This is a genomic window from uncultured Winogradskyella sp. (genome assembly GCF_963975125.1).
GTDB lineage: Bacteria > Bacteroidota > Bacteroidia > Flavobacteriales > Flavobacteriaceae > Winogradskyella.
In genome coordinates this window covers 15,842-27,607 of sequence record NZ_CAXBGB010000042.1, presented here as the reverse complement: position 1 = coordinate 27,607, position 11,766 = coordinate 15,842, and the positions used below count along the sequence as shown (strand labels likewise).

At 32.5% G+C, this 11,766-nt stretch carries 10 protein-coding genes; 9 read left to right on the top strand and 1 reads right to left on the bottom strand.

What is annotated here, in order from left to right; all coding sequences use genetic code 11:
- Window positions 1-61 precede the first annotated feature (61 nt).
- The 6 genes from AAC053_RS07910 (at window position 62) to rlmN (ending at window position 7,824) form a co-directional block, all read left to right on the top strand.
- Window positions 62-1,972: a DUF3857 domain-containing protein gene (locus tag AAC053_RS07910; protein WP_339755049.1), complete on the top strand. Its 1,911-nt coding sequence runs from the start codon at window positions 62-64 to the stop codon at window positions 1,970-1,972.
- 63 nt (window positions 1,973-2,035) lie between these two features.
- Window positions 2,036-3,991, top strand: a complete 1,956-nt coding sequence (locus AAC053_RS07905; RefSeq protein ID WP_339755046.1) for a transglutaminase domain-containing protein — start codon at window positions 2,036-2,038, stop codon at window positions 3,989-3,991.
- 2 nt (window positions 3,992-3,993) lie between these two features.
- Window positions 3,994-4,320 carry a nucleotide pyrophosphohydrolase gene (locus tag AAC053_RS07900; protein ID WP_339755043.1) on the top strand — a complete coding sequence of 109 codons (327 nt, stop codon included), beginning with the start codon at window positions 3,994-3,996 and terminating at the stop codon, window positions 4,318-4,320.
- Between the two features lie 28 nt (window positions 4,321-4,348).
- On the top strand, window positions 4,349-5,572 hold the full coding sequence (locus tag AAC053_RS07895; RefSeq protein ID WP_339755040.1) for a 3-phosphoshikimate 1-carboxyvinyltransferase: 1,224 nt from the start codon (window positions 4,349-4,351) through the stop codon (window positions 5,570-5,572).
- Between the two features lie 69 nt (window positions 5,573-5,641).
- Window positions 5,642-6,691 carry a tRNA preQ1(34) S-adenosylmethionine ribosyltransferase-isomerase QueA gene (gene queA / locus AAC053_RS07890; RefSeq protein ID WP_339755037.1) on the top strand — a complete coding sequence of 350 codons (1,050 nt, stop codon included), beginning with the start codon at window positions 5,642-5,644 and terminating at the stop codon, window positions 6,689-6,691.
- A 92-nt stretch (window positions 6,692-6,783) separates the two neighbouring features.
- Window positions 6,784-7,824 (top strand): 23S rRNA (adenine(2503)-C(2))-methyltransferase RlmN, encoded by a 1,041-nt coding sequence (gene rlmN / locus AAC053_RS07885; RefSeq protein WP_339755035.1) that lies wholly within the window; start codon window positions 6,784-6,786, stop codon window positions 7,822-7,824.
- 58 nt (window positions 7,825-7,882) lie between these two features.
- Here rlmN and AAC053_RS07880 read toward each other — a convergent pair whose 3' ends face one another.
- Complete coding sequence (locus tag AAC053_RS07880) at window positions 7,883-9,157, bottom strand: T9SS type A sorting domain-containing protein (RefSeq protein ID WP_339755032.1); 1,275 nt, start codon at window positions 9,155-9,157, stop codon at window positions 7,883-7,885.
- Between the two features lie 133 nt (window positions 9,158-9,290).
- Between AAC053_RS07880 and AAC053_RS07875 the strand changes: the two genes are divergently transcribed.
- The 3 genes from AAC053_RS07875 (at window position 9,291) to AAC053_RS07865 (ending at window position 11,721) form a co-directional block, all read left to right on the top strand.
- Window positions 9,291-10,268, top strand: coding sequence for a polyprenyl synthetase family protein (locus AAC053_RS07875; protein ID WP_339755029.1), 978 nt, complete (start codon window positions 9,291-9,293; stop codon window positions 10,266-10,268).
- A gap of 117 nt (window positions 10,269-10,385) precedes the next feature.
- Window positions 10,386-10,949: an RNA polymerase sigma factor gene (locus AAC053_RS07870; protein WP_339755026.1), complete on the top strand. Its 564-nt coding sequence runs from the start codon at window positions 10,386-10,388 to the stop codon at window positions 10,947-10,949.
- Window positions 10,936-11,721, top strand: a complete 786-nt coding sequence (locus tag AAC053_RS07865; protein ID WP_339755024.1) for a hypothetical protein — start codon at window positions 10,936-10,938, stop codon at window positions 11,719-11,721. The genes AAC053_RS07870 and AAC053_RS07865 overlap by 14 nt, the downstream gene beginning before the upstream one ends.
- The last annotated feature ends 45 nt before the right edge of the window (window positions 11,722-11,766 follow it).

Below are 11,766 nucleotides of genomic sequence, written 5' to 3'. Positions count from 1 at the left end.
ATCATTTGAGGAAATGAAATTACTTTATATATTGTAAGATATAATTCAATTAAATAGACCTATGCCTAATCTAAAATCTACGCTTCCCATTTTTTTAGTATTCATATCATTTTGTGGTTTTTCTCAAACAGATGATGTATACAGCTCTTTATTTGTGCCCGTAGAACTCAAAATTAAAGCAAATGCAGTAGTTAGGCACGAAAGTAGGCAAATCATAATTAATGATTATGATGATATGGTAATTAGAAGGAAACGCATTGTCACTATCTATAATAAAGAGGGAGTCAAGCATGCAAATGCTTATGAGCACTATAGTGAGGATACAAAAATAAAAAACATTGAAATAAAAATTTTTGATAACACAGGTGAAGAAATTAAAAAAATTAGAAAAAACGATTTCACTGATGCAAGTGCGGTAAGTGGTGGTACGCTGTATTCTGATGATAGGGTATTGTATTATGATTATACACCTATAAACTTTCCATTTACTATTGAATTTAAATCGGAGGTACATCTTCAGAATACATCATATATACCTCAATGGATGCCAATCGATGGCTATTATTTATCAGTTCAATTTTCAGAATTAAAAATTGAAAACCATTTAGAAGGGGAGTTAAAATTCAAAGAGCAAAACTTTGATAATTTGAGAATTGAGAAAGTTTCAAAATATCATTTTAAAGCTGAAGGATTACCTTCAATAGTATACGAAGCCTATAGTCCAAAAATATCATTAATAGCACCAAGATTGAGCTTAGCATTAGATAAGTTTATGATTAATGGGGTGGAAGGAAGAAATGGGGATTGGAAAAGTCAAGGAAAGTGGATGTATGAAAAAATGTTAAAAGACAAATTAGTTTTATCTGAAAAAACAAAAAATATAGCTACTAATCTAGTCAAAGGTATCGAAAACCCTATAGAGAAAGCAAAACTAATTTATAATTACGTACAACAAAACACCAGATATATAAGTGTTCAGGAAGGTATTGGTGGAATGCAACCTATTGATGCCCTAACAGTAGATGAAGTAAAGTATGGGGATTGCAAAGGGCTTTCAAATTATACTAAAGCATTACTAGCACACGTTGATGTAGAGTCATATTATACAAGATTATTTGCGTCAAGGAAACTGCAGGATGTTGATAAGGATTTTGTGTCTTTTCAAGGACAGACTAATCATGTAATCTTGGCAATACCTAACAATGATGATTACGTATGGCTTGAATGCACAAGTCAAACAAATCCATTCGGTTTCACAGCTGGTTTTACAGACGATAGAGATGCGCTTTTGGTTAAGCCAGAAGGTGGAGAAATTGTACATACAAAAGTATATGAAGCCGATGATAGTGTCCAAAAAACAACAGCAACTATTGCTTTGGATAATACAGGTAGTTTTACAGCAGATGTTAATATCATAACTACAGGATATCAGTACAATATTCATGACGGAATAGAAAATGAAACGGATAGAGACCAACAATTACATTACAAAGAATATTGGGATGATATTAATGAAATTACTATTGCTAATATTAGCATAGATAACGATAAGGAAAATATTGTATATAAAGAAAGTGTAAAGTTGTCTTCTTCTAATTACGCGACTAAAAGTGGGAATCGACTTATATTTCAACCTAATATATTTAATAAGGTTAGTAGTATACCACCTCGATATTCGGAACGAAAATTAGAGTTTAAAATAGATAGAGCTTTTAAAGATGTTGATGAGTTTGTAATTCAAATTCCTCAAGGTTATAAGATAGAAGCCATGACCGATACTAAAGAGCTTAAGACTAAATTTGGAACGTATAAATTTAAGTTAGAGACTTTAAAAGATGGTAAAATTAAATATACTAGAATATATATATTAAATAAAGGAAGTTATCAAAAAGAAGAATACAAAGCCTTTAGGGATTTTAGAAAACAAATTGTAAAAAACGATAAGTCTAAAGTAGTTTTTATAAAAGCTTAAATCATTCAAGTCAAAAATTAAATCTCTTAATATTTAGCTATTAAAATCAATATTCTCAAACCTATGAAACATCTATTTTTTATCATCATTACCATTGTAAGCCTAAACCAAGCTATGAGTCAAAATTTTAAATTTGGAAATGTGTCAAAGAAAGAGTTACAAGAAAAATATCATCCAATAGATTCTTCAGCGTCAGCTGCAGTGTTATTTAAGTACGAACATATTAGTTTTTATTTCACCCAAGCCGAAGGTTTTATTCAGCAACGCGAAATTCATGAACGAATAAAGGTGTATAATAAGGACGGTTTTGATTGGGCAACAAAGAAAGTTTATCTATATCAAGGGAATTCAGGATATACTGAAAAACTTACAGGTCTTAAAGGTGTAACATTTAATTATTCAGATGGAAAAATTGAAAAAGTTAAATTAACTAATGATGGTGAATTTACCGAGGATTATAGTGAATACACAAAAATAACCTCATTTACGATGCCTAATGTAAAAGAAGGTTCAGTAATTGAGTATAAGTACAAAATTACAACACCTTCAATAGGTATAAATGATGTTATTTTTCAGTATAGCATTCCTATAAACAAATTAGATATTCAAATGGCAACACCTGAGTATTATATCTATAATACACAACTTAACCTCAAAGCAATATTTCTGCCAAAACTTAATAACTCAACAAAATACATGAAATCCCCATTTGATTATAAAATTGATGTTGTTAATATTAAGGAAGATAATATACCAGCGATCAGAGCTGAAGCTTATGCTGGTACCGTCAATAATTATAGAAGTAAAATGAGCCTCGAGCTTATTGCGACTTTAAATTCTAATAAGATTGTTGAAAAATCATATTCATCATCTTGGGAGAGTGTGTCAAAAACTATATATGATAGTGATAATTTTGGTGGACAAATAAGAAAGTCTGGTTTTTATAAAGATGATTTAAGTACATTATTAACAGGAGTCGAAGATGATTTAAAAAAAGCACTATTAATAGAAAATTTAGTAAAGTCTAAAGTTAAATGGAATGGTAATTATGGCAAGTATGCTCAAAAAGGAATACGAACAGCATATAAAGAAGGTGTCGGTAATGATGCAGATATAAATTTGTTAGTAATTTCAATGTTGCGTTCCCAAGGAGTTGAAGCCTACCCAGTTTTAGTAAGTACAAGAAATAATGGAATTCCCCTTTTCCCAACACGAGAAGGATTCAACTATGTTATTTGTATGGTGCAAAGTGGCGACAGCAGTATGTTAATTGATGCAACAGAACCATATAGTTCAAATAATGTTTTACCCGAACGCGTATTGAATTGGCAAGGAAGAGTGATAGAAGAAAATGGTGTATCTAGTTGGGTTAATATATTGCCTAAAAAGAGATCCGTAGAATCAACAATGCTTAATGTGAAGATGGAAGATGATTTTTCAGTTTCGGGTAAAGTTTCAAAGAATTTCACCTCATATCTAGCGTTAAATTACAGAAAAAAGTATGCAGGGGTAACTCAAGAGGATCATATTAAGTCACTAGAAGCTAATAAAGGAGATGTAGAAATTGGAGAATTGACTTTCGAAAACACTAAAGACATTATCAAGCCTGTTAAAGTTTCTTATGAATACGAGTTGTCAGATGGAGTTGACGAAGTAGGAGATAAACTATACTTTTCCCCACTTTTGTTTCTTGCAATTAAGGAAAACCCATTTAAGTTAGATGAACGTCAGTATCCGATTGATTTTGTAATACCATATGAAGATAAATTCCTTATAAATATATTGCTTCCAATGGGTTATAAAGTAGAGTCGTTGCCTACAAGTGAAGCAATGGAATTTAAGGGAGGCGCTGCTAAGTTTCAGTACATTATTCAGAAAAATGGTCAGTATTTACAATTAAAAGTTGTGTTAGAGATAAATAATCCTATTATTGACCCAATGGATTATGAAGTATTCAAAGATTTCTATGAAAAAATCATAGAGAAACAAGCAGAACAAATAGTATTAACTAAAGCCTAATTATGAATATTAAAAACGCACAAAAAGAAGTTGATAATTGGATTAATGAGCATGGAGTGCGTTATTTCAATGAGCTAACAAACATGGCTCAGCTTACAGAAGAGGTTGGTGAAGTTGCAAGGATTATAGCCAGACGCTATGGTGAGCAAAGCGAAAAAGAAAGTGATAAAGACAAAGATTTAGGAGAAGAGTTGGCAGATGTTATGTTTGTAGTTTTATGCTTGGCAAATCAAACAGGAATAGATCTACAAGATGTATTTGATAAAAAAATGGATGTAAAAGCAAAACGCGATCACAATAGGCATCACAATAATGATAAATTAAAGTAGCTTGCTAATCAATTCACTTTAAACTTCTATGGACATTAGCATCCAAAAATCAAAGCTTCTTAATCATCAAGAGATTCAAATAACAGGATCTAAAAGCGAGTCTAATCGCTTGTTGCTACTGAAAGCGCTTTATCCTGAAATTAAAATTGAAAATCTATCTAACTCAGATGATTCTGTTTTAATGCAGCGAGCTTTAGTTTCTAACGATAATATAATTGACATCCATCATGCTGGTACAGCTATGCGTTTTTTAACAGCATATTTGTCTATACAAAACGGAAAAGAAGTTACTATTACGGGCTCTTCTCGTATGAAAGAAAGACCAATAAAAATACTTGTAGATGCGTTAAGAACTTTAGGAGCAGATATCACTTATTTAGATAACGATGGGTTTCCACCTTTAAAGATAGTAGGTAAAAAACTAACTAAAAATAAAGTGAGTTTAAATGCAAACGTCAGTAGTCAATACATTTCTGCATTACTTTTAATAGCTTCAAAATTAGAAGCCGGATTAGAGTTAACATTAAAAGGTAAAATTACTTCCTTACCTTATATAGAAATGACTTTGAGTTTGCTGAATCAAGTTGGTATAGATACCAGTTTTGTTGAAAACACCATTGTAGTAAAACCTAATTTTTCAGTCCTAAAACCTCAGACCTTAACTGTAGAATCTGATTGGTCTTCAGCTTCTTATTTTTATAGCCTTATAGCTTTAAGTGAAATTGGCACAGAAATTACAATAGCTTCATATAAAAAAGAAAGTTTACAAGGCGATTCGATTTTAGCAAAAATCTATAAAAATTTAGGTGTAAAAACCTATTACAATGAAAATAGTGTCCGTTTAGTTAAAGTGAATAAAGTATCTAAAAAGGGTTTAATTTTTCACTTAAGTGACGCTCCAGATATAGCTCAAACGATTGTTGTTACTGCCTTTGGCTTGGGTGAAGCATGTGAAATGACGGGCTTACAAACACTTAAAATAAAAGAAACAGATAGATTAGTTGCTCTAAAAATCGAACTAGAAAAATTAGGAGCAGAAGTTATAATTACTAACAGTTCTTTAAGGTTAGAGGCTTCAAGTAATATTAATGCAAATGTATTAATTGCGACATACAAAGACCATCGTATGGCCATGGCATTTGCACCACTTGGGCTGAAAACTTCAATTTCTATAGAGAATGCAGATGTTGTAAGCAAATCTTATCCTCAATTTTGGGAAGATTTTAGAGCTATTGGGTTCAATTTAAAATAAACAACTATTTACTTGACAAGGCCTATATTGAGATTGTATATTTGCAACTTCTAAAAAAATATACCATTTATGAAATTATCACACTTTAGTTTTAACCTTCCAGAAGAATTATTAGCCGAGCATCCTGCAGAACATAGAGACGAAGCAAGAATGATGGTGCTTAACAGAGAAAAACAAACTATTGAGCATAAACTCTTTAAGGATGTTATTGATTACTTCGATGAAGGTGATGTGATGATTTTAAATAACACTAAAGTATTTCCTGCCAGATTATATGGCAACAAGGAAAAAACAGGCGCACGTATCGAAGTATTTTTATTACGCGAATTGAATCAAGATCAACGCCTTTGGGATGTTTTAGTAGATCCTGCACGAAAAATAAGAATTGGCAATAAATTATATTTCGGGGAAGATGAAACACTAGTCGCTGAAGTTATTGATAACACAACCTCTAGAGGTAGAACATTACGTTTCCTTTACGATGGATCTTATACAGATTTTAGAAGAAAATTAACACAGCTAGGAGAAACACCACTTCCAAAATATATCAAAAGAGAAGTAGAGCCAGAAGATGAAGATCGGTATCAAACTATTTTTGCAAAGAATGAAGGAGCTGTAGCTGCTCCAACAGCAGGCTTACACTTCTCTAAACATTTATTAAAGCGTTTAGAGATTAAAGGTGTTGAAATGGCAGAAGTGACATTACATGTTGGTTTAGGTACTTTTAATCCGGTTGAGGTTGAAGATTTATCGAAACATAAAATGGATAGCGAAGAGATTGTTATTACAGAAAGTGCTGCGGCTATTATAAATAAAGGGATTGAGACCAAAAGACGTGTGTGTGCAGTAGGTACAACTTCTATGCGTACAGTTGAAAGTTCAGTATCGTCTAACGGAAGATTAAATGATTATGATGGTTGGACGAATAAGTTCATCTTTCCACCTTATGAATTTAGTATCGCTAATTGTATGATTACAAATTTCCATACACCAAAATCAACGTTATTAATGATGACATCTGCTTTCGCAGGTCACGATTTTATGAAGAAGGCCTATGAAGAAGCAGTGAAAGAAAAATATAAATTCTATTCTTATGGTGATGCAATGCTTATCATCTAATATAGATTGTAAATAATTTTTAAAAAAGCCTCTTAAATGAGGCTTTTTTATGGGTAATACATACCGCTACAATTTAACTAAATTTGCAGGAGATGGAAATTAAGAAAAAAGACATACGAGCCTTAACCAAAGATCAACTTCGAGAATTCTTTGTAAAACAAGGAGATAAAGCCTTTAGGGGAAATCAAGTTTATGAATGGTTGTGGCAAAAGTCTGCACACAGTTTTGAAGATATGACTAATCTGTCTTTAGAAACGCGTCAGATGCTTCAAGATAATTTTGTGATTAATCATATTAAAGTAGATCAGATGCAGCGCAGTTCTGAAGGTACTATAAAGAACGCAGTAAGACTTCATGATGATTTAATTGTAGAATCGGTTTTAATTCCTACTGCAACGCGTACAACAGCATGTGTGTCTTCTCAGGTTGGCTGTAGTTTAGACTGCAAGTTTTGCGCTACGGCAAGATTAAAACGAATGCGAAATCTTAATCCAGATGAAATTTACGATCAAGTTGTCGCTATAGATAACGAAAGTCGCTTATATCATAACAGACCTTTAAGTAACATTGTGTTTATGGGAATGGGTGAACCACTCATGAATTATAATAACGTACTTAAAGCCATAGACAAAATTACATCACCAGAAGGTTTAGGGATGTCACCAAAACGGATTGTAGTTTCTACATCTGGCGTGCCAAAGATGATAAAAAAAATGGCAGATGATGAGGTAAAGTTTAAACTAGCTGTTTCATTACACTCTGCGATAGATGAGGTAAGAACGTCAATTATGCCTTTTAACGCAACCTTTCCTTTAAAAGATTTGCGCGAAGCTCTAATATATTGGTACGAAAAGACAAAAAATAGAATTACTTATGAGTATGTAGTTTGGGAAGGTATTAATGACCAAAGAAAAGATGTAGATGCCTTAGTTGAATTTTGCAAATTCGCTCCAAGTAAAGTCAATATTATAGAATATAATCCTATTGACGATGGTGAGTTTCAACAAGCCAATTCTAAAGCTATAGATATGTATGTTAATGTGCTAGAAGCTAACAATATTACAGTGACCGTAAGACGAAGTCGAGGTAAAGATATTGATGCCGCCTGTGGACAACTTGCTAACAAAAGTTAAAAGTTAAGACATAAAAAAAGCGGCAATTGCCGCTTTTTTTATTATAAATAATTAGATACTAATTTTTAGTAACTCTAATCGTTTGAGTTGTATCTCCAGACGAAATTTTTACTAAATAAAGACCTTTCGATAACTCCGATAAATTAATTGATGAATCAATGATATCGTTCTTTTTGAAACTAGCAACGCTTTGACCTAGAAGGTTAAACACTGTAACGTTATCAATATCTTTTATTGTTTTAATGTTTAAAATATCTGAGGTTGGATTAGGATAAACACTAAATGTTTCTAAAGTATTCTCTTCTACGGACAGTGCTGCACCAGTTGTAAATGACCATGTTGTACAACCCGTCGCAGTCCCGAAACAATTTATAGGTTCGATTGACCAAGTATAGGCAGTTGAAAGAGCTAGACCAGTAATATTGATACTTGTAAGACCCGTATTTCCTAATACGTTTCCATCAAAAGTAATTTGGTAAGAAGAAACTCCAGCTATTGGATTCCAAGAAATATTAACAGAACCTGTACCGGTACCGTCATCTGTTGTTGTTGCTGACATTTCACCATCTACTGGTGCAATAACTGTAGGACAAGTTGGAGCTGCAGTTTCAGGACAAGCTATGGTGCTAAAACTCCATACAGGACTTGTCGTGGTTCCAAAACAATTTATTGCATCAATTTTCCAAAAATAAGTGTTATTATCAGCTCCACCAAAGGTGATTGTATTGCCACTTGTAGCATTTGTTAGAGAGCCAATTTCATCAGCTGCTGCCGTTGTACCAATAGATATAGTAAAACTTTCTGCTGGTTCACCTGTTAGACTTTCATCCCATTCAAAAACAGTTCCTCCTCCAACTAAAACAACGTCAAGAGCACCGTTTGTGGGTGTAGGATTTGATACAGCATTAGGAGCAGCTGTTGCAGTACATACACAAGTAGTACATTGAATAGTTGTAAGAGTATTTCCTGAATTTTGAGTGGCACAAGCGGCATCTAGGTGCCAATAAATTGTAAGACCGGTTACTCCAGCAGGAGCAGTAAAAGAAATAGAGCCTGCGCCATGAGTAATAACGGCATCATCAGCTGTATTTGTTACAGTTATATAAAGCGAAGGCGTACCTGCTACAGTGTAATCAGAACCAGGTAAAACATTTTCAATAATTGAAAATTCAGCATTAGGCCAATTGTTTGTAGCAATTGTTTCAACAGCACCTGAATTAGCTAGCGCGACTGCAGAACCAGGCCATTGTCCACCTGTGTCTGTTGTACATTGAGCATATGACATAGTGCCAAATGCAATACAAAAAATAAATAATAAAGTAATTTTTTTCATGTGTTTTAGTTTTTGGATTAATTGCACTAAAGTTACAAATAAATAAGATTAAGAAAAGTTAAATCTTCAAAATTTCGATTTTAAGAATAAAAAGGGGATAGAATTCGTAATTTTGAATAGTTTTAAACTTTAAATGAAGATTACCGAACAAATAAAACAACCCATTGCATACGAGATGGAGCTTTTTGAGCAAAAGTTTCAACTCTCTATGGCTAGTAAGGTTGCACTTCTTAATAGAATTACACATTATATCGTTAACCGTAAAGGGAAACAAATGCGACCAATGTTTGTGTTTTTGGTAGCCAAAATGATGAATAATGGTGAAGTAAGTGAACGCACCTATAGAGGAGCTTCAGTTATTGAGTTAATACACACAGCAACTCTAGTTCACGATGATGTAGTGGACGATAGTAACCGAAGACGTAGCTTCTTTTCAGTCAATGCACTTTGGAAAAATAAAATTGCGGTTCTTATAGGCGATTACTTATTGTCTAAAGGCTTATTGCTGTCAATAGATAATAATGATTTCGATTTACTAAAAATCATATCTGTCGCAGTAAGAGAAATGAGCGAAGGCGAATTACTACAGATAGAAAAGGCCAGACAATTAGATATTACAGAAGCTGTTTATTACGAAATTATAAGACAAAAAACAGCAACCTTAATTGCTGCTTGTTGTAGTTTAGGTGCTGCCTCTGTAAAATCAAATTCTCCAGATGTTGAAACCATGCGAAAGTTTGGAGAACTTATAGGTATGGCATTTCAATTAAAGGACGACTTGTTCGATTATGGTGAAGAAGCGATAGGCAAACCAACAGGAATAGATATTAAAGAGCAAAAAATGACATTGCCATTAATTCATGTTCTTAATAATTGCACAAAAAAAGAAAAATCTTGGATTATTAATTCTGTGAAGAATCATAATAAGGATAAGAAACGCGTAAAGGAAGTTATAACATTTGTAAAGTCTAATGGTGGCTTAGATTATGCAGTTTCAAAAATGAAAGCATTTCAAAAAGAAGCCTTAGAATTATTAGAAACCTATCCCGAATCTCCATACAGAGCTTCTTTAAAACTCATGGTAGATTACGTTATTGATAGAAAAAAATAAATTAGAATACTGATATTCAGATAATTAAAAATTAATTTGAATTATTCTCACTTTCCAGACAACCCTTGGTAGTAAAATTGCGTCTTTATTAATAGAAGTGCAATCGTAAATTATACAATGAAAGTTATCCAACTTCATAATAACGAAACTAAACTCATACAGAGAGCCGCGAAACAAAATCGTGAAGCACAGCATGTATTGTATGAGTTGCATGCACCCAAAATGCTAAGTGTCTGCAGATACTATATTAAAGATGTACAACAGGCAGAGGAGGTTTTGTTAAATGGATTTTTTAAAGTCTTTAAGTACTTAAAAACATTTAAGAATGAAGGCAGTTTTGAAGGTTGGGTAAGGCGAATTATGGTTAGGGAAGCAATTTCATTTTTAAGACAAAAAAAGAATATAGAATTTGCAGCAGAAGATCAATATATAGAACACGATTATACTAATAATATTAAAACTAATATCGAAGTTGCTGAGATACAACAACTCATAGACAGTTTACCAGAAGGTTACAAAATGGTATTTGTAATGTATGCGATAGAAGGTTATAAGCATTATGAAATTGCAGAATTATTAAAAGTATCTGAAGGCACATCTAAATCGCAATTGTTTAAAGCAAGACAAATGCTTCAGAAGAAAATTAAAGAATTAAATAACAGCAGTTATGGCACCAATTAAATTTGAAGAACAATTAAAAGACAAGCTCGAAAAGCGAACACTGTCACCTTCATCAAAAGGTTGGTCAAAGTTATCTGAGCGTCTAGCTTCTGACGATAAAAATTCTAAAAATCCAATCTTTTGGTGGTTGAGTATTGCAGCTGGTATATTAATTATGATTGCAATATCTGCACAGTTTTTTGGCTCAAATGAATCTGAAGAAATAATGCCTCAATTAGTTAAAGAAAAAGTAATAGAAGAGCAAATAGAAGCTAAAGAGTCAAAACTAAAAGACACTAAATCTATTGAGTTAGTACTTGAAGATAGTGAAGATGAGAAAAAAGAAAATTCTACAACCATCAAAAAACCACAAATTATAGATTATAAAAAAGTAACACAAAAAGAGTCTAAATCTGAAATTCTACTTGCAGAACGAAGTAACTCTGACAATGTAAAAAGTAACGAAAAGCAGGAAGACGAGATACTAAATAAAGAAGTGCAGGATCTGTTAAACGAAGCGACTCTGAAAAATGCAGTCACAGATGCTTTAAAAGAAATTAAATCTAAAAATATATCAGTTACGGATAAAGAAATAGATTCATTATTAAAAACAGCAAGTAAAGCCCTTTTTAAAGAAAAACTACAAAAGGAAACATCTAAAACAGTAGATGCAAATGCCCTTTTAATGAGCGTAGAAGACGATATGGGACAATCCTTTAGAAGTAAAGTTTTTGAAGCTTTAACAGAGAGTTATAAAACCGTAAAAACGGCAGTTGCAGAACGCAACAATTAAAACAAGAATCAAATCAAATTAATATAAATCATCAAAAAACGAACA

What these genes read in the sequence shown, in the direction of transcription:
- AAC053_RS07870 (WP_339755026.1), top strand. Translation starts at nt 10,386, where the DNA reads ATGAAAGTTATCCAACTTCATAATAACGAAACTAAACTCATACAGAGA.
- AAC053_RS07900 (WP_339755043.1), top strand. Translation starts at nt 3,994, where the DNA reads ATGAATATTAAAAACGCACAAAAAGAAGTTGATAATTGGATTAATGAG.
- AAC053_RS07905 (WP_339755046.1), top strand. Translation starts at nt 2,036, where the DNA reads ATGAAACATCTATTTTTTATCATCATTACCATTGTAAGCCTAAACCAA.
- AAC053_RS07880 (WP_339755032.1), bottom strand. Translation starts at nt 9,157, where the DNA reads ATGAAAAAAATTACTTTATTATTTATTTTTTGTATTGCATTTGGCACT.
- AAC053_RS07910 (WP_339755049.1), top strand. Translation starts at nt 62, where the DNA reads ATGCCTAATCTAAAATCTACGCTTCCCATTTTTTTAGTATTCATATCA.
- AAC053_RS07875 (WP_339755029.1), top strand. Translation starts at nt 9,291, where the DNA reads ATGAAGATTACCGAACAAATAAAACAACCCATTGCATACGAGATGGAG.
- queA (WP_339755037.1), top strand. Translation starts at nt 5,642, where the DNA reads ATGAAATTATCACACTTTAGTTTTAACCTTCCAGAAGAATTATTAGCC.
- AAC053_RS07895 (WP_339755040.1), top strand. Translation starts at nt 4,349, where the DNA reads ATGGACATTAGCATCCAAAAATCAAAGCTTCTTAATCATCAAGAGATT.
- AAC053_RS07865 (WP_339755024.1), top strand. Translation starts at nt 10,936, where the DNA reads ATGGCACCAATTAAATTTGAAGAACAATTAAAAGACAAGCTCGAAAAG.
- rlmN (WP_339755035.1), top strand. Translation starts at nt 6,784, where the DNA reads ATGGAAATTAAGAAAAAAGACATACGAGCCTTAACCAAAGATCAACTT.